The organism is Streptomyces sp. NBC_00376 (assembly GCF_036077095.1).
Lineage (GTDB): Bacteria > Actinomycetota > Actinomycetes > Streptomycetales > Streptomycetaceae > Streptomyces.
The window spans coordinates 23,349-39,527 of the sequence record NZ_CP107960.1 but is presented as its reverse complement, the minus strand read 5'-3'; the positions used below and the strand labels follow the sequence as shown (position 1 = coordinate 39,527).

General features: G+C 68.3%; 15 protein-coding genes and 2 pseudogenes. 7 read left to right on the top strand and 10 right to left on the bottom strand.

The annotated features are described in order from the left end of the window. Window positions 1–33: 33 nt before the first annotated feature. The 8 genes from OG842_RS00205 to OG842_RS00170 all read right to left on the bottom strand — a co-directional run bounded on the left by OG842_RS00205 (window position 34) and on the right by OG842_RS00170 (window position 6,880). Window positions 34–447, bottom strand: a complete 414-nt coding sequence (locus OG842_RS00205; RefSeq protein WP_266726460.1) for a hypothetical protein — start codon at window positions 445–447, stop codon at window positions 34–36. Continuing rightward, window positions 444–1,292: a hypothetical protein gene (locus tag OG842_RS00200; protein ID WP_328512066.1), complete on the bottom strand. Its 849-nt coding sequence runs from the start codon at window positions 1,290–1,292 to the stop codon at window positions 444–446. The genes OG842_RS00205 and OG842_RS00200 overlap by 4 nt, the downstream gene beginning before the upstream one ends. Further along, window positions 1,208–1,645: a hypothetical protein gene (locus OG842_RS00195; protein ID WP_328512065.1), complete on the bottom strand. Its 438-nt coding sequence runs from the start codon at window positions 1,643–1,645 to the stop codon at window positions 1,208–1,210. Before OG842_RS00195 ends, OG842_RS00200 begins: the two co-directional genes overlap by 85 nt. Window positions 1,646–1,855: 210 nt before the next feature. Further along, window positions 1,856–2,530: a hypothetical protein gene (locus OG842_RS00190; protein WP_266726456.1), complete on the bottom strand. Its 675-nt coding sequence runs from the start codon at window positions 2,528–2,530 to the stop codon at window positions 1,856–1,858. Beyond that, window positions 2,527–4,497, bottom strand: coding sequence for a hypothetical protein (locus OG842_RS00185; RefSeq protein ID WP_266726454.1), 1,971 nt, complete (start codon window positions 4,495–4,497; stop codon window positions 2,527–2,529). Before OG842_RS00185 ends, OG842_RS00190 begins: the two co-directional genes overlap by 4 nt. Next, window positions 4,494–6,017: a site-specific integrase gene (locus OG842_RS00180; RefSeq protein ID WP_266733354.1), complete on the bottom strand. Its 1,524-nt coding sequence runs from the start codon at window positions 6,015–6,017 to the stop codon at window positions 4,494–4,496. The genes OG842_RS00185 and OG842_RS00180 overlap by 4 nt, the downstream gene beginning before the upstream one ends. Then, complete coding sequence (locus tag OG842_RS00175; protein WP_328512649.1) at window positions 5,938–6,648, bottom strand: helix-turn-helix domain-containing protein; 711 nt, start codon at window positions 6,646–6,648, stop codon at window positions 5,938–5,940. The genes OG842_RS00180 and OG842_RS00175 overlap by 80 nt, the downstream gene beginning before the upstream one ends. Then, window positions 6,620–6,880 (bottom strand): hypothetical protein, encoded by a 261-nt coding sequence (locus OG842_RS00170; protein WP_266726451.1) that lies wholly within the window; start codon window positions 6,878–6,880, stop codon window positions 6,620–6,622. Before OG842_RS00170 ends, OG842_RS00175 begins: the two co-directional genes overlap by 29 nt. A 275-nt stretch (window positions 6,881–7,155) precedes the next feature. Here OG842_RS00170 and tpg point away from each other — a divergent pair. Continuing rightward, a pseudogene (tpg, locus tag OG842_RS00165) lies at window positions 7,156–7,518 on the top strand (telomere-protecting terminal protein Tpg); the annotation flags it as partial. 154 nt (window positions 7,519–7,672) lie between these two features. Next, window positions 7,673–8,470, top strand: a pseudogene (locus OG842_RS00160) (IS5 family transposase). Between the two features lie 80 nt (window positions 8,471–8,550). Here OG842_RS00160 and OG842_RS00155 read toward each other — a convergent pair. Both OG842_RS00155 and OG842_RS00150 read right to left on the bottom strand, forming a co-directional pair. After that, window positions 8,551–9,393 carry a DUF6461 domain-containing protein gene (locus tag OG842_RS00155; protein WP_266726447.1) on the bottom strand — a complete coding sequence of 281 codons (843 nt, stop codon included), beginning with the start codon at window positions 9,391–9,393 and terminating at the stop codon, window positions 8,551–8,553. Between the two features lie 133 nt (window positions 9,394–9,526). Continuing rightward, window positions 9,527–11,827: an NF041680 family putative transposase gene (locus OG842_RS00150; protein ID WP_323185674.1), complete on the bottom strand. Its 2,301-nt coding sequence runs from the start codon at window positions 11,825–11,827 to the stop codon at window positions 9,527–9,529. A 1,305-nt stretch (window positions 11,828–13,132) separates the two neighbouring features. Here OG842_RS00150 and OG842_RS00145 point away from each other — a divergent pair. From OG842_RS00145 to OG842_RS00125, 5 genes are all read left to right on the top strand, one after another. Continuing rightward, complete coding sequence (locus tag OG842_RS00145; protein WP_266733353.1) at window positions 13,133–13,366, top strand: hypothetical protein; 234 nt, start codon at window positions 13,133–13,135, stop codon at window positions 13,364–13,366. Then, entirely contained in the window at window positions 13,366–13,521 is a 156-nt protein-coding gene (locus tag OG842_RS00140; protein WP_266726445.1) for a hypothetical protein, read from the top strand. Before OG842_RS00145 ends, OG842_RS00140 begins: the two co-directional genes overlap by 1 nt. 242 nt (window positions 13,522–13,763) lie before the next feature. Beyond that, the gene (locus OG842_RS00135) at window positions 13,764–14,012 is read left to right on the top strand and encodes a hypothetical protein (RefSeq protein WP_443063945.1); all 249 of its coding nucleotides are present in this window, start codon (window positions 13,764–13,766) and stop codon (window positions 14,010–14,012) included. Between the two features lie 168 nt (window positions 14,013–14,180). Then, window positions 14,181–14,738 carry an EF-hand domain-containing protein gene (locus tag OG842_RS00130; RefSeq protein WP_266726443.1) on the top strand — a complete coding sequence of 186 codons (558 nt, stop codon included), beginning with the start codon at window positions 14,181–14,183 and terminating at the stop codon, window positions 14,736–14,738. 130 nt (window positions 14,739–14,868) lie between these two features. Further along, complete coding sequence (locus tag OG842_RS00125; RefSeq protein ID WP_266726441.1) at window positions 14,869–15,579, top strand: TenA family transcriptional regulator; 711 nt, start codon at window positions 14,869–14,871, stop codon at window positions 15,577–15,579. The last annotated feature ends 600 nt before the right edge of the window (window positions 15,580–16,179 follow it).

Here is a 16,179-nt window from a genome sequence, read left to right as displayed (position 1 = left end):
CCACCAGCTCGGATTGCGGCCGACTGGCCATCGTCAGTGTCCAGGACGACCGGTCCGATCGATGCGGGTGACCTTGCTGCTGGCTTCGAGGGCTTCGCGCAGGCGGGCGTTGTCCACGGCCAGACGCTGGATCTGGGCCACCGCGAACCGGAGGGTTTCCGTCAGCGACCGGTTCGCCCGGCGGAGCTTGGCGTTCCTGGCGGCAAGGATCTCGTAAGGGCTCGGATGCCTTTCCGCTGCGGCAGCGGGTTCCGGGGTCGAGCGGGCGGCGGAAATCTCTTTGGCCAGGTCAGGGAAGTGCCGCCGGAAGGTCGTGTTGCTCAGACCGAGCTTGGTGGCCAGGGCGAGGACGCTCGGCCTGGTGCCGTTGTCCTGGCACTCCGTCATGTACTGGTCCATGACACGGCGGACGCGGGCCTCGGCGGGGACGTCGGCAGGACGGCTCATGCGGACTCCAGGCCGGTGGTGTTCTCCAGGAGGAACGCGGCGATCTCCGCGCGGCGGGACTCCAGCCGGTGCCGCAACAGCGGCGGCAGCGTGGGCCGGGAGGCCAGACGGCGGGTGATGCGGTCGATCTCGCGCTGCCAGGCCGCGGTGTTCTCCGGGGTGAGCGCGACGTTGCGGCAGGCCAGGGGCTTGCAGCCGCCGTGGTCGGGCAGCCCCTCGGTTCGTCCTCGGCGAGCGCGTTCGCAGAGGGCCTTGGCGTGGTCGTGGATGCAGGTGATGTACTCGCCGGGATAGACGGCCGGGTCGTGCTTGGCCATAAGCCGCCTCAGCCGGTTGTCGTCGAGGACGACCTTGCCCTGGAAGCGGGCCCGTGCGCCGAACTCCTCCAGGCGGCGGGCGGCCTCCTCGGCAGCCGGGCCGGTGAGTTCGGTGTGCTCGTGGGCGTCGATCGCGGCCATGAGGTGTTCGCCGCGGGCCAGGGCCTGCTCGCTCTCCACCTCGGCCCGGAAGCCGGATTCGCTGGTGCCTGCGTAGCCTTCGAAAACTTGGACGCAGTGGTGCCGGAAGGCCAGTGCCCCGGCAATGACACCGCCGGGCCGGCGCGCGATGAACCACGCCAAAGTCCTTCTGAACTGGCTGTTTTTCAGGTGCCAGGGCTGCTTGTTGACCGTGGGAATGCCGTCGGTGCGGCCGTGCTGCTGGCAGTAGTCGTTGATCCAGGCGGCGAAGGTGTTCAGGCGTGCATTGGTAGCCCCGCTGGTCAGCACCTGGCTGACGGCCGTGCGCTTGACCCCTGGGCTGTGGGCAAGGCGGGCGAAGAGGAAGTCGGTGCCGGGCGGCTGCAACTGCTCCAGGACTGCGATGGCCCGGGCAGCGGTTCCCCGATGCTCCAGACGGCCGGGACGCCGGCAGGGTCGTCCTCGGCCTTGAAGGCCAGGCTGTGCATCTTCCAGCGATAAGGCGTCCCGTCCGCGTCGCACTCGGTCCTCAGGCCACCGCGTTTGAGGTGCTTGATCTCGCTGTCGCGAGCGCCGGAGAGGAAGGAAAGGACCAGGTAGCAGGCGTCCTGCAGCATACGGGCCAGGGCGGCGAGGCTGTCGGGCTCGGTATGGTCGGCCAGGATCGCTGCGATCCACGGCTGGTCGTCGAGTCGGCCGCAGATGGGCCGGTCGCCGACGGTCTGCGGGGTGAGTCCCACGATCGCGGCGGCCTCCTCGATCAGGTGCCGGTAGCGGCCGAGCGAGATCGGGCTCCGGCCCAGCGCGTCGGCGACCCCGGTGGTGCTGGGCTCGCCGCGCCAGCCAGGCAGCGGCCGCCGTGCCGCGATCTGCTCGTCCAGCCAGGCCCGCAGCTGGATGGGCGGGGCGCCGTAGAGGTGCGGCTCTGTCGGCGCTGCCAGCGGGGTCCTTCAATAGCGGTCCGCCGCGAGGATGTCGGCGGAGAACTCGTTGATGAAGCGCATCGCCCAGACGAACAGCGGCCCGAGGACCTCTTCGGGGATCCGTGCGGTGGCGTTCTCGCCGCTGTGTGCCTTGGGCTCGCTCCATCCGTCGAGGTGCCGGGGATCGAACCGCAGGGCGTCCGAGGGCAGGGAGTTGCGCCAGATCCAGAACTTGCGCGCTGCTGAGCGGGCCTTCTGGCGGGCGTCAGATGCGGGCAGCGACTTGATCAGAAAGCGCTGGAAGTCCTCAAGATCCCGTCCTGTCAGGGCGTCCAGGCGAGTGGTGCGATCGGCGGCCCAGCGCAGGAACCGGACGTACTCGGTGAAGGCGGTGCGGATGCTGCCGACGGCGGCCCGGTCCTCGCCTGCCGGGACAGTCCCGGACAGCATCGCGTAGCAGAGTTCCTTCGCGGCCTGCCGGTTGGTGGCGGGGATGAGGGCGAAGTCGAGGATGGCCCGGCGCTCGTGCTTCTTGAGCATCGCCGGGCCCAGGACCCAGACGTCGTCGCTGAACCGCGAGGTCTCTTCGAGCCGACAGCCCTCGCGCAGGCGCCGACCGTGGAAGACGTACGGATCCGTTGTGTCGGCCCGGGCCTGCGTGAGTCGGCCCGGACCGGGCATGAGTCGCATGGCGGTGGTCACGGCAGTTCCCAAGGGTTCTCGACCAGGTCAAGCAGAGCGTCGTGCGGCTGCTCGGTCCGGGCCTGCTGGAGTTCGGCGGGAGTGAACTTGACGAGGATGTTCTGGCGGATGGCGACCCAGGCCGGGCCGTAGCGCTGCCACCACACCTCGTCGGACAGCTCGCGACGGCGCTGGGCCAGGGCGTCGAGCAGGCCGAGGAGACGGGGCAGATGATCCCGGGTGACCAGGCAGTTCCCGCAGTGGAAACAGTCCAGGAAGGTTACTTGGCACGGCTGTTGGGTGAGCGGGTGCCGGTCGTGGTCGGCGCAGGCCGTCCACCCGGTGTCGATACTGCCCTCCGCGGCCTGCCGGGCCGTGTCCGCGTCAAGACCACCCTCGGTCAGAGCATCGGCGTCACCCGGGCCGGGCAGGACTCGCGGTCCTCCTCCGGCAGCCTGTGCCGCCTGCTCGTGAGCGCGACGGGCGGCCTGTTCGGCATCGACGAGGGCCTCACCGAGGACTTCCTCCGCCCAGGAGGTGATGACGGGGTCACCGCTGAGGTAGTTGCGGAACAGCACCTGCATGGTGTTGGACTTGGCGGCCGACGGCAGGTGGCCGCCCATCCGCTTCGTGCGCCGCACCTCCATGCTGGTCTTGATCCGGTTGAAACTGACCTGCAGCGGCAGTCCCGGGGCGGCTGTCACAGGCGACGCGCCATCAGCTCCGATAGAGGGCTGGGGGTCGGCGAGCAGGGGCCGGGACCGGTTCGCCGCCCACACGGTCGGCAGGACAGACGTACAGCTCAGCGAATCCTGGAACGGTGCGTAGTGGTCGTCGGCAACGCCGAGCCCGGCTCCGTGACCGTTGCGCCAGACAGACCACAGCAGCGAAGAGGTGCACCGCTGACGGCTGCGGGCAGTCAGCTCCAGCAGCAGGAGGTAGAACCCGCCCGGGGTGTGCAGTTCACGGCCCGGGGCCCCGATCTCCCAGGTCACGGTCTCGAACCAGCGCCTTGCGCCACGGCGCCGCTTGACGATGACCAGCTCCACCGCCCGGTCCTCCAGCACGCGGTGGCGGACCGGAAGTTCCTTGATGGTCTCGCCGTTGCGCTCCGAGAGCGCCGCCTGGAGCATCATCAGCGGCGACAGGTCCCGAAGCCTCAGGAACAACTGCCCGGCCAGTTCCTGGCGCTCGGGGCAGAAAGGACTGGGCCGGACCGCGGCAGGCGTGGGGACCTGGCCGGTGACGGCCATCCGCTCCAGCATCCGGCCCAGGACCCGGTCGCGCTCGTCTAGGGCGAGCGGATCGGCCCGGAAGCGACGCAGCAGGTCCTCACCGGCCCGGATGCGGTCGCGGACCTTGGCGGCGTCTGCCCGCAGCGCGGCCAGCAGCCGCTCCAGTTCTCCGTCGGAGTAGCCGCTGGTCAGCCGCTTCTCGCCGCCCCGGGGGTTCTCGGCGTCGGGGGCCGCAGTCGCGGGTTCGGGTGCGCGGGGTGTGGGCAGGCGTCGCTGAATGTGGTCGAGGACCTCAGCGGTGACCTTGTCGCGTAGGGAGGTAAGGGTGAACAGCATCCGGGCCTCGCCCAGGTCCCGCAGTGCTGTGGTCGGCGTGGTCTTGGCCCGGTGGTCGTGGAAGGCTTCCAGATGGTCGGGCGTGAGCTGGTCCGGGCTGGTCGGGGGTTGCGGCAGGGAGGCGAGGAACTTCACCAGCCGGCTCTGGGCTCCCCAGCCGGTGGTCGCTGCGGAGAATGTGCGGAGCCCTCCGCCGGGGCCGGTCCGCTCTGCCACTGCCGCAGCCAGGGGCTGATGCCAGCCGGGCAGTGGGAGCCGCGAGATGTCGAAGACCCGGCGGCGGTCGTCGTCCCCGTGGAAGGCCACCACCATTCGCCCGTCGGGGAGTTCGCGCACCGGCCTGGAAGGGTCGTAGGTCCCCTGAGGCAGGGCGGAGGGTCGGCTGGGACCGGTGCTGCCGCGTCCGCGCCGGGTCATCCGATCGTCTCCCTCTCCTCGGCTGACGGCGGCGTGTCCTCGCCGATCCGCTGGAGCGGGGTGTCGCGGGGGTCCTCCCAGGAGTCGGGGACCAGAGCCATTCGCGTCTCCATCTCCAGCTCCTGCAGGGCGTGCAGGTAAATGGCCGTGGTGAGGACCGACCGGTGTCCGAGTCTGCGGCGGACCCAGTCGAGAGGGTCGCCGAAGATGCGGGTGTAGTGGCCGCGTTGGGCCTCGTTGAGCTCGGCCAGGGCCGCGATGTGGCCCCGCTGAAGCTGTTCCAAGGTCACCACGGCAAATCCGTGCCGCAGAAGGTGGGCATGACACGACAGCGCGATCCGCTGGCCCCGGCAGCGGTCGTTGGCGTCGGCGAAGACACTCTTCCAGGTCGACACCGCCAGAGGCTGCCCGTCCTCGCCGAGCCAGAACAACGCCGGCTCCAGGCCGTCCGTAGTCTCCACCAGCAGCCGGCGCCGTTCCATCGGCTTGAGCTCGCGCAGGTTCAGAGGGCGGCGAGCCCCGCCGGTTACCCGCACCAGCTGCGGACGCGACGGGTCGTCGATCACCAGCGGGCGGCGCCACCGCCGGTAGCGTCCGGCCGCGCGGGCGTCCTCGGCCACCTCCGCGCGGTCCAGTTCCGCGTAGGCCGCCAGGTCGCGCACCACGCTGTGCGGGGCGTAGATCCAGCGGGCGGAGAAGTACTTCGCGATCGCCCCGGGCAGCCAAAACCGCTGGTAGCCGCCCAGACCGACCCGGACTGGCATCTCCATCGTGGTCAGGTGGGATTGCTCGGACAGCCGCATGCCGGTGCGGACCATGAGATCCGTGAACGTCGCGTTCCTCGCCGACCAGCGGCCCTTGAACCGGCCCGAGGGCAGCCCGTCCGCCCCGTATCCGCGCAGGCCAACGTCCCGCCAGAGCCGGTAGGAAGCCGGCGGGAGCCACTCGATCCGCTCGGCGCCCTCATCATGCGCATAGGTCGCAGGGACCGTCTCCTCCGCGTAAGCCCTCGGCGTACCCGTGAACGTCCCCAGCGGCGCAGGCCGTCGCGAGCGGTGCGGGATCGGGACGGCGCCAAGCTGGTTCTGCCGTACCGCCCACTCGAAGAACTGGTTGACGTGCGCGACCTCCTGGCTCCAGGTGCCGCCCGCCACCCGCGGACCTGCCGGATCACGGCGCCGCCACTGATGAAACGCCAGGTGATCGGCCTCGGTCGCCTGCCGCCACGACTTCCCGCCACGGGCGCGGTGCAGGAAGTTCAGGTAACTCGCCAGGGCACGAGCCCGGTTGGCGTTGCTGTTCCACGGGGCATCGATGAGATCCACTCGATGGAAGTACGAGTTGAGCACCACGTCGTACTCGAATCGAGGCGACAACAGGAACGGCAGCCCGTCCGGCAGCCCGGCCTCGTCGAGCCACGGCATCAGGTCATCGGGCAGGTCACGCAGCCAGGAAGGCCCAGCAGCGGGCCGGTCGACGTCGCGGCTGGTGTAGTGAACTGTCCAGCCAGATCTCTGCATCACCGGCGCAACGTACGCGGTCAGTGACCAGTCGTGCACAAGCCAGCGTCAACTCCGCCTGCATCCAACGCAGCGTCACCGGATCGAGCGCGAACACGTCCAGCCGCGTGGTGTCCATCAGCACGTACTCGCCCGGACGCGTGGGCCGCAGCTTCCCGTAGACCCCCTTCGGGCGATCGGCGATGTCCCGGTTGCGCTGGGTACTCAGCCGGAACGTCGGATGGCGCCGCTCCAGCTCCTGCATCCACCGGTAGGCCGTCGTCTGCGGCGGCACCGGCACCTTGATCAGCTTGAACTTGCTCTTGACTCGGGCCTCGGCCTCTTCCAACACCACTTTCACCGAGGGCCGTGACTCCTGCGCGTGCTCGCTCAACACCTCCACCGCGGCCTCCACCCAGTGCGGGTCGGCATTGCTTAGCCCGCCGTCCGCGTGCGCCGCCCTCGGCGCCAGACCAGCCTCACCGTGCTCACGGAACGCCTGCACCCACCGGCGCACTGATCGGGTGGACACTCCCAGTTCCGCGGCCTTGGCCTCATACCGACCGTGCAGCGGCAGGCCAGGAGCGTACTGAGGCCGTGGCTCATCAGGCCGCGGAAGATCCTCACTGCCCGAGCGGTAACCCGTCAGCATCTCGCGCACATGCTCGGCCCGCTCCAGGGACCTCCTTCTTCTGTTCCTTGGTCAGCCAGTTCAAAAACACAGCCGCGGCGTCCTCGTCATTGCAGGAAGCCGGACCCGATCCGTTGTGAATCAGCTCCGCGCGATCCGAGGTCAGCAGCTCGCGAAGCGACATCCGCGCCAGCCGGTCACGCCCGTTCTTGAGGACGACCTCCAGGCCCGTGGCCAAACTGGCGAACTCCACGACCTCGACCGTCTCACCGTCCAGCCGGAAATGGGACCCGCCCCCCAGCCTCGTCCCCGCCCCGCTCAAACAGCCCTCCGCAGCACGTGCCCCGCGCTCAGCGGCCGGTCCAACTCGGCCGCCACATACCCGGACCACAGCAAGTGCAGCACCGCCGACTTCACCAGCGGCCGTGGCCACTCCGACAGCAGCCTGAAGGCATCCCCCAGTGACATGCCGCCCAAGTCCGCAGCCCGAAGGGCGGCCACCAGGCCCGGGTCGAACAGCCAGCCACGGCGGTAGCCGGCGAGGAACCCCTGGTGGAAGCGACCGAATCCGAGTGGCAACCGCAGGTCAGAGCACAGGCACGCGCACAGGCTTCCACCTCCAGGGGCATGATGGTGGAGGTGATGGCGTACTTCGGATTCACCTGCACGGGCAGCTCGGACGACGGCCGCGAGCGCCAGATCACCACGGACATCTCGCCCACCTACACGAAGCAGATCCTGGAGCTCCAGGAGGCCGGGGCGACGGAGGAGGAGCTGCATCCCATCGTCGCGGAAGCCATCACGGAGTCGCATTTCACGGAATGGGGCACACGGGCCGATGGCCTCCGCGCGGATTTCACGGCCGTGTCGAAAATTTCCTTCCGGTTCTGACCCGGCCGAATTCTGAGCCTGCTATAAACCAGATCTTGAGCCAAAGCGCGATAGTTTTCACATAGAGCTTGTAACACGATCTTGTTGAGATGCTCTGGTTGGGCGTTACCGGTGTGACGATTCGGCCGTTCGTGATGGTGTGGGTACTCGACCGTTGATCGTGGACGATGAGTTGTGGGCGTTGATCGAGCCGTTGCTGCCTCCGTGGCCGGAGCGGTCGCCGGGGCCTCGGCCGGTGTCGGACCGGCTCTGCCTTCAGGGCATCTTGTTCGTCCTCTACAACGACATAGCCTGGCAACTTTTGCCCCTGGAGCTGGGGTTCGGCTCAGGGCAGACCTGCTGGCGTCGCCTGGACCGATGGCAGAAGGAAGGGGTTTTCGACCGGTTGCACCGGACCCTGCTCGCGGAGCTGAACGCGGCCGGCGAACTGGACTGGTCGCGGGCGTGCGTGGATGGTTCCCACATCCGCGCGAATAAGGGGGACCCGACACCGGTCCGTCGCCGGTCGACCGGCGGAAAACGGGCAGCAAACATCACCTGATCTGCGACGGACGCGGCACCCCGCTCAAAGTCATCACCACTGCGGCCAACGTCAACGACGTCACCCTGACCCTCGCTCTGGTCGACGGCGTCCCGCCCGTCGCGGGCCGCCCCGGACGACCTCGCCGAAGGCCCGAAGCCCTGCTCGGCGACAAAGGGCTACGACTCCAACCCCAACCGAGAGGAACTGCGCAAGCGCAGGATCCTGCCCGTCATCTCACGCAAGGGCGGCCCGAACATCAAGGGCCTGGGCAAGCTCCGCTACGTCGTCGAGCAGACCTTTGCCCTGCTCCACCACTTCAAACGACTCGCCGTCCGATGGGAACGCCGCACCGAACTCCACGATGCCCTCATTTCCCTCGCCTGCAGCCTCATCTGCTACCGACGGCTCAAGAGGGCAGCCGCTCCGTGATCGAAGAAGCTCTCATGGCGGCAAGCTCCCCTGCAGAGGGCGGCGAGTGCCCCGGGGGGCACCCTCCACGCGCCCGTTCGCTACTCACCTGTCTCGTGCTCCGAACGATCCATGGCCACAGGCTCGTTGTAGGTGATCACGACCGGCGCGTTCGCCTCCGTCCGTGCGCGGTCCGAAGCCGCCGCGATCTCCTCGTAGGTCCATTCCTTGTAGAGACGCTCCCCGTGGGCATCGGTGATGTCGATGACTAGGCCGGTCCACTCCTCGGCAGGCTGTTCGGGGACGAGTCCCAGTTCGTACGTGGCGTCCTGGAGGAGGGATTCGGTGACGCGTATGCCGGTGAGTCTCTCGGCCAGAGCGAGGACCGCCGCCTTCCCGTCGACGACCGGGGCGCTCTCGTCGTGCTCTCCCTCGGGAGTCAGAGGGAAGCCGACTTCCCGCAACAGGGGAACCAGTTCATCGGGGCTGTTGCCGTCGCGCGCCGAGGGGCCCTCGAACGTCGTACAGAGCTCACCGTCCTCGAACCAGTGGAAGAGGTGGATGGGCTTGCCGCCGTTGCTCGAGTGCGCCACGACCCGGCCGCCCTTCGACAGCGTCTCCACGCACGCGCCCTCGATCCCCAGGCCACCATCGAAGCCGAGGACGAGTGTCCAGTCGCCGTTCTCGCCCGGAGTGCTGAAGGCGCCCGCGACGTAGGACTCGTCCCAGTAGTCGTAGCCCGTCTCGGCGCGGTGGGCGTCGTCCGCCTCGATCAGCCCGGCCGTTCCCTCCCCAGTGCCGCGCGGTTCCGCCTCCATCGCGCGCAGCACCTCGCGCGGGCTCCGCCCCTGTATCAGTGTCAGGGTGTATCCGCTCTCCATTGCGTGGCGGAAGAGCGGCGAGGTGCGGATCCAGGCGTAGTCGTGCGCGGTCACCAAGTTCATACGGCGCAGTGTGCCTGATGCCTCTGACAATGCGCGGTGCAAGCCGGTTCTTACAGCTGGAGCTGGTACTCGGGCTGCGCCCAGTCCGTGTCAGCAACATGATCGTGTTACGAGCTCATAGGCAGGCTTGTTGTCACCTGCGAGGTTGGGCGCCGGACTCGGGGGTGTTGGCCGACTCCATGGTGGTGGGTCGGCGTCCGCCGCAGCAGGCCACCACTACTGTCGCCGTGGAGTTCAGGAAGATCGTGAACCAGGATGACCTGTCCACCGCGTCGATGGATCCGGTACGAAGCGGCTCTTCCCCGGCTCGCAGAAGGATGTCGACACTCTCGGCCGCGCCATCGACCGTGCGGCCACGCTTCAAGGAGTGGTGCATTCGACGCCGGAAGACGCCTGCGTGCCGGTTGGCAGGGACCAGGCCGTCCCAGACGACGAAGTCAGCCCCGGCGATCAAGGCGTTACGCGCAGGTCCGCATGCCGGAGTCTGGTCGCGGAGCATCGCGATGAGGTCGTCGCGAGTCACACTGCGCCCCCGTGACAGGAAGACCAGTGACCGACTATGTGTGACAACTCCCGCGCCTCTCTGGTGACAGTCCGGCTGCTTCGACCTGGTTTCTGTGCAGCCTATAAGCTTGTTCTTTATGGTCCGAGTCGCCTTGAGAGTGGGTGACGCGACCCGATCAGATGCTGAGTAGGGTTGCGGCCATGGCCAAGGGGATGGGGCGGCGGCCCAAGGTGGACCTGGACAGCGGCGTCGAGGACGTGACGCTGTCCATCCTGGAGTGGCTAGGCGAGCAGGGAGTCGGTGCCATGATCCGGGTCGACGCGGAGCGCATGCGTGACGGTCAGCCGGCGTGGACATTCGCTGCTTCTGGTGGGCCGCTGGACGGTGGGATGAGGGCCGACGGGGCCTCGGTCGCCGAGTGCATGGGCATGGCACTGCTTCGATTGCGCGAGGCCGGGCTGGCCGTTCCATTCTGATGTCGTGTTCCGCCTCTGAGCTGATCGCGTTCGGTGATGCTTTCCGGGCGTCTGGTGGTCTTGCCCACGTCGTAGCGGGTGGCGGGGTGCCGGTTTTTCGAACCGAGTGGTCTGCCGGGGCCCGGCCGGTTGGGTTTGGGTGCACGCGCAGGGCAAGGCAGGTTCGGGCGGAGGTTCCTGAACCCCGGCGGACCCGGGCGGGAGTGAGCCGGCCGGGCTCGGCCGGCTTCTCCCAGGGGTGGCGGAGGTCCACCGCCAGTGGGCGGGCGAGGCGGAGTTGCGTGTGGGCAGCGACGATCAGCCAGGTCCACCGGTCCGCCGCCTCAGGTGTGCGGAGCTTTGGGCGGGTCCAGCCCAGCGTCTGCTTGATCATCCGGAAAGTGTGTTCCAAGTCGAATCTGCGCAGGAACGCCTGCCAGCGCAGGTCGACACCCTCGCCCTCCAGGCCAGTGGCTGACGACCACAGCCAGAGCGGGAGCGGATCGTGGCCGCCAGGCAGGCGGTCGACCTCCAGCCGGATCAACGTGCCCTCGATGACGGGGAGTTCACCGGTGTGGTCGATCCACGCCGACCGAGTGGTCAGACGAGGATGGATACGGTCCCAGGCCATCACGCGAACGGTGCCGTATCGGTCGGTGACCTGCACCGTCGCGGCGTCGGTATCGCCCCAGGTGTCGGGCTTGGCGAAGCGGAACTCCTTGCCGTGCTTGGGCGGGCGTCCACCCTGCGGCGGTGAGATCCACGGCACCGGGACCGGCTTGCGCATCACACGGTCCGTGCGCATCCGCCCCAGGACCTCTACCGGCAGTCCTTCCAGCAGATAGGCCATGCGCGGAGCGTCATAGCCGGCATCGAAGACGACCAGGATGTCGCCGTCACCTGCCTGCCAACGGCCCATGTCGATGAGGTCCTCGACCACACGGCGGACCTGGGCAGCGGTGACCTCGGCGACGTCGTCGGCCGGTCCCAGCCGCAGCGCGTCCAGGATCTGACACCACGAGGTCCGGCCCGACTCCAGCGCGGCGACGAACGAGTAGGGCCAGCCGGGCACGAACTGGTCCGAGGAGCGTCCGCTGCGGCCATAGACGTGGCAGAACAAACGATCCGCGCTGGTCGGCGCGTCCGGCCGGAGCCAGTGGGTGACGTCCACCGCCAGGACCAGACGCCCGTCGGCGGCCTCGGGCTGCGGCAGCCCAGCCAGCACCTGCCGCAGCCGCGGCACGTCCACGTGCCCGCGGTTCAGCGCGTCGTACATCGCGCCGTGCCCGCGACGGTGTTCGGCCGTCAGCGTCAGATCCACCGGCGTGGTCACCGGGCCGTCCGCGCACAGCACCGCGTCGGTCAGCTCGAACAGCGTGTCCCCGCGCACGGTCAGACAGTCGAAGAAGTCGTCCCGGAAGCGTGACGCCACCGCGAACGCTTTGCGCCGGACATCGTGATGCAGCAGACTCATTCCCCCACGGCCTTCGTACTGGTCAGTGCCTCTTTGGTCGGAGCACAGGATCAGGCGGAGGCCGTGTTCACGTCCCTGGAATCCCCGTATGAGCGACCGCGTTCGGGGCATCGTTCGAGGCCAGACCATAAAGAACAAGATAAGCAGTGCCGCCGGTGACAACTACCGAGCCTCGGCTCAGATCTGCGGGCCGCCGTACAGCGCCCTGGCGGCGGCCCGCCCCGAATCCGCACCACGAATACGAGGCCGAAGATGACCACGCCCCGGCACACCGCACACCGTCCGCTCGCCCCGCGCGTCGCTGGGCCCCGCGAGCCGGTCGACCCCGCCCGCATCGGCCGCCGCGTCGTACGGCGCCGGGCGAAGGGCGCTGTCGCGGCGGCCCTCGATGACGCCTGGTTCGACGCCCGGCAGGTGTCCCGGCACGAGAACCTGGCCGACGACGCCCGCGGCCCGGCGGAGCTCGCGGAGTGGGAACGCATCGACCAACTGCTCGCCGCCGCGCCTGCAGGCACCGTCTATGACCCGGACGCCGACGACTTCGTCCAGGCCGAGCTCGCCGCCGACGCCGCGGCCGCCGCCCGGGAAGCCGAGCTGCGAGAAGCCGCCCGGATCGCGGCCCGCGCCGACGAGCTCCAGGCGCTGCGCGAGCTGGGCACGCTGGAGCAGATCGAGCCCCGCGACGGCGACGAAGCCGCCCGTGACGAGCTCACCGGCGAGCCAGCGGCTACGTCCAAGCCGACGTCGACGCCTGGCTCGCGCACGCCCTGGCCGCGCACCTCGGATACTACCGCGACCCCGCCGCCCGCGAAGCCGCCGCCGGCCTCCTGCCGCCGCCTGTCCTCGCGCACGCCGCGCTGCTCGCCGAACTCGCCCGCCTGGTCCCCGGCACCGACATCGACCAGCTGGCGTTCGCGGCCCGGATCGCCACCACCGAACCTGAAGCCGCTGGCGCGCTCGCCGCGTTCCTCACTCGCGTCCGGCCGTAGCACCGCATCCACGATCACCGAGGTGATTGTCACGCTGTCACGCCCACCTGTGTCACGCACCCCGATCCGGCTGTCACGTCGGGGTGTCACGCTGACAGTCCGGCCCGGAACCACGGGCCCGGCCCTGGATTTGGGCCGCCTCGCCGATCAGCGTGACACCCCTCTCGGAGCAACTACGCGTGCCGGCGAACTCTGGTGCCTCAAGGTGGAAGGAACTGCAGCCGCACGCCCGGGGCTGAGTGAGCGGAGCGGTCCCACGGCCGCCGTGCGGCCGATACCGTGGTGGCACACGTCCGTTCGCGCCCTGGAGGCCTCGATGAGCGAACAGCCGGCCCCCGCCGACACCGCCGCCCGGCAGCTGGAGCCCGCGGCCGCCGACGCGGTGCGCGCGTACGCGGCCAAGACCCGCGCCGACGCCGACCGGTTCGCCGTCGTCCTCGAGGATATCGCCACCAACGGCCTGCCCGACCCCGAGCAGTGCACCCCGTGGGAGGAGCTGCGCGAGGCCCACCTCACCCGCCTCGCCGCTCAGCGCCCGGCTGTCGCCTGATGCCCCACCAACACCGCCGCCGTGCCCGGATCGCGTTCTCCGAATCCGCCGGTCCTCGGCTGCGCGAGTACGCCGACGAAGTCGAGCACGTGCGCCTGCTGTACTGGGTGAGCGCCCTGGGCACCACGGTGGTCGTCGCGTACATCGAGGTCTGAACAGCGATGGAGCCGAGGTGCCCGCACGATGTACGCGAGCAGCCCGGCCTCCCGCAGCATCCCCAGGTGGTACTCCACAGACCGCTCCGACAGCCCGGTACGCCGCACCAGGTACTCGATCCCCGGACGGCACGGGAACAGCTGCGCCAACTCCTGGGCGACCCGCACCGTCGTCGGCCCGAAACTGCGCGGCCCGTGCGACCGTGCCGCTGCGGCCGGCACAGCCCGGACCCAGCGACCCAGTGGACCGCCTGCATCCAGGGGCCTATCTGGACCAGCTGCCGCATTACGGCCTGGGATGTCTGCCGCCCCCAGTGACCGCGCTCCTGCTGATCGCGTGGGGACACCTGCATGGCCTCGTCGCCCTTGAAGTGTTCCGGCATACCTCTTTCCTCGGTGCCCACCACACTGAAATCTTCCGCACAGCGATGCGGAACCTGCTTGAGGACATCCATCGCCGGATCGCGGTCGCGCCGGCGCCACGCCCTTGAACCTGAAACTGCCAGGTCGAATTACTCACTCGAATGAGTGGTGAAGCTTTGGTGCCGGCGCCCGGGAAGGGAAACGCTGCCACCCTGAGCTCACGAGTCATTGCTCGTGGACCGGGTTGCGGTGGGTATTCGATTCGCCCACCGCACAAGAAAATTCGAGGTTTTCGCATGCCGGAAAAATCCATTATCTACAGCAAGGCCCAGCATTACTGCAACGTGTTCCATCGCGAGCGTGATGGGTGGGTCAGCGAAACCGACGTGTACGCCTGGGTGGGTCGCACGACGCGGGAATTCAAGCTCACGCCAGGAATCGTCCCCGCCAGCGCGCTGCAGAGATCCCTTCTGGAGTACTGGAAGAGATTGTTTGTCCCTATGGACACAGACGGGGACGGCGTCGTATCACGCGAAGAACTCCTGGCCGGGTTTGTCAGCCTGGGGGACAAGCCGGATGATTACGCGCGGATTGTCACGCCGTCCGCCAAGGTCTTCGTGGCCACCGCCGACGTCGACGGAGACGGCGAACTCGACAAGTCCGAGTTCAAGCGCCTGTTTCAGTCCTCTTTCGCGCTGAGCGACGAAGACACCGACGTTTCGTTCGCCGACATCGACACCGACAGCTCCGGCTCCATCTCAACTGACGAGCTGAGAGCGGCCATTCGCGTGTTCCACAGCAGTACTGATCCGAACGACCGAGGTCACCGCCTCCTGGGAGCCCTGCGTTCCTGAGCCGAGAGAACCGGACAGCGTCCTCTCGTCCGCCGTCGGGTGCTCATTCCACTCGGCACCGGCGATCGGAGGGGCTCCGCCGGTCCCGCATCGAGCCGCGCTCAGGAACAACACGCCAGGAGAAGCGACTGTGACCACCCATCTGCAGACAACCAAGGCCCCGCTGGTGACAGCGCACGCCAAGCACATCGTGGCCGAGACCGGTGTCCTGAACAATCCGTACTTCCGAACGCTGGTAGACGGAAGCATGTCGTTGGAGAACTTCCGCACAAGCCAGGAGAAACTAGGTTTCGCCGTCACCTACTTCGCCCGTCCGATGGCTGCGCTGGTGTCCCGGATCGAGCACCCCGCGGATCGCATCGGCATCCTGGGCAATGTCGTGGAAGAACACGGCGGATTCCGCCCTCAGGAATTCCATCACGAGACCTTCCGCGGATTTCTGGCCAGCATCGGCAGTGACACCGTACGGCTGAACGGCCTGAAGATGATGCCGGCCGTCCACGCGTACAACAGCGTTCTCAGTGCGGTGTGTACGTGGGAGGACCCGCAGGTAGGAATTGGCTGCATGGGCGCGATCGAGTACGCATTCGCCTCGGTATCGGCCATCACGGGCAATGCGGCTGTGAACCGCGGTTGGGTCGCTCAAGCCGACCTGATGCACTACGGCCTTCACTCCGAAATCGACGAACAACACGCAGAGGACTTCTTCCTGCTGCTAGAACCTCACTACCGAAACCCAGCCGCACGACGCCGAATCGACCAGGGCCTCGGCCTGGGCGCGTACGCGCTGAACCGCCTCTACAGCGATCTGTCCGAACTGGGTCGTTCACAGCAAAACTGATCACGGCTGGGCGAGCAGGAAGGCTGCGAGCGCGGTGAATTCGTCAACGTCGGCAAGCAGCCGCAGGCCGTCGGTGTCGAGGCGATGGGTCCGAACGCCCCTGCCTGGTCCCGCAGAGCGAAGCTCGCGGAGCGGGCACCCACGACCCGCTCTCACCTTCAGCAACGCCACGTTCGCATCCCGCACGCATGATCCTTCCCGGCGCTGCGCGGCTGTCTGCGGCGTTCTGACACCCTCAGGGCTCCCGAGGGCAATCAAGGGCCCCAGAGCCGCTCACGGCGGCGTACAGCGGTTCGAGCGGGCAGAGGAGCACCTGATCCTCGGCAACGGCTTCACGATTGCGTCGCCATGCCTTCCCATTTCGGCGCTGCACCCTCGCTGCTTCCGGCCCGAGCTCTGCTCTCAGGGGGAAGGAAACTCAACCCGCAGGTAGGTACTACAAGTACTTACCTACATTGGGGTGCAAAGCCGCTCCCGCCAGGGCCCGGCCGCCGACGGTCGTCACCAGCCGGTGCAGCACCATCGCTGCTCCGCCCGCAACGTCCTGCTGCTCCTGGTGAGGATGGGTGCAAGCAGCCCTGCTGCTCTGCTGCGGGGGAC

What these genes read in the sequence shown, in the direction of transcription:
- OG842_RS00205 (WP_266726460.1), bottom strand. Translation starts at nt 447, where the DNA reads ATGAGCCGTCCTGCCGACGTCCCCGCCGAGGCCCGCGTCCGCCGTGTC.
- OG842_RS00185 (WP_266726454.1), bottom strand. Translation starts at nt 4,497, where the DNA reads ATGACCCGGCGCGGACGCGGCAGCACCGGTCCCAGCCGACCCTCCGCC.
- OG842_RS00180 (WP_266733354.1), bottom strand. Translation starts at nt 6,017, where the DNA reads ATGCAGAGATCTGGCTGGACAGTTCACTACACCAGCCGCGACGTCGAC.
- OG842_RS00175 (WP_328512649.1), bottom strand. Translation starts at nt 6,648, where the DNA reads ATGCTGACGGGTTACCGCTCGGGCAGTGAGGATCTTCCGCGGCCTGAT.
- OG842_RS00155 (WP_266726447.1), bottom strand. Translation starts at nt 9,393, where the DNA reads ATGAACTTGGTGACCGCGCACGACTACGCCTGGATCCGCACCTCGCCG.
- OG842_RS00150 (WP_323185674.1), bottom strand. Translation starts at nt 11,827, where the DNA reads ATGAGTCTGCTGCATCACGATGTCCGGCGCAAAGCGTTCGCGGTGGCG.
- OG842_RS00145 (WP_266733353.1), top strand. Translation starts at nt 13,133, where the DNA reads ATGAGCGAACAGCCGGCCCCCGCCGACACCGCCGCCCGGCAGCTGGAG.
- OG842_RS00140 (WP_266726445.1), top strand. Translation starts at nt 13,366, where the DNA reads ATGCCCCACCAACACCGCCGCCGTGCCCGGATCGCGTTCTCCGAATCC.
- OG842_RS00130 (WP_266726443.1), top strand. Translation starts at nt 14,181, where the DNA reads ATGCCGGAAAAATCCATTATCTACAGCAAGGCCCAGCATTACTGCAAC.